General features: G+C 45.6%; 2 protein-coding genes. One reads left to right on the top strand and one right to left on the bottom strand.

The window, feature by feature from the left end; translation table 11 throughout:
* Positions 1–165: DUF4158 domain-containing protein (locus tag A3756_RS29185; RefSeq protein ID WP_156490343.1), on the bottom strand; the 165-nt coding region annotated here is incomplete at its 3' end.
* Positions 166–290: 125 nt separating this feature from the next.
* Here A3756_RS29185 and A3756_RS26610 point away from each other — a divergent pair.
* A partial coding sequence (locus A3756_RS26610) for a helix-turn-helix domain-containing protein (RefSeq protein ID WP_068553175.1) occupies positions 291–531 on the top strand: 241 nt, incomplete at its 3' end.

The raw sequence follows: 531 nt of genomic DNA, 5'->3' as shown, positions 1-531 counted from the left end.
GGCAACACAACGGTACTTGCGTTGCCGTATTCTGGATAGCTCCGCAAGTTCTTTATCATTTAGCGCGAAGTAAAACCGCTGATAAGACTCGTTGAAGGAAGGAACGCTGTATAAATCCTCGATTTCCGCGGCAGTGAGAATTGATAGCCGTTTGTCTCTGCTCATTCTTTGACCTAAAGGTCAAAGTGTTGATTTGCACCCAAAACTGACCCACTAAAGCCATATATTTGCATCGAATTTTGACCCACGTATAAACCTATCCCTGCTTCAGCAAAGCAGGAGAAAATGGAGTGATAGACGTGGCTCTACTAAGCGTAATTCGACGCTGGCATATTCGGGAGGGACAATCGATTCGATCGATTGCTCGGAAGACCGGATTGTCACGAAATACTGTTCGTAAATACCTCAATAATAGAAATTTAGACCCAAGCTACCCTGCAAGGAAGTCGCCGAGTAAGCTGGATGACTACGAGAAGACCTTAACCTGCTGGCTTCACCGTGAGGTGAAAAAGCATCGAAAGCAGCGTAAGT

Source organism: Oleiphilus sp. HI0086 (assembly GCF_001635225.1).
The sequence above is the reverse complement of the archived record's forward strand: the minus strand, read 5'-3'. Positions and strand labels throughout refer to the sequence as shown.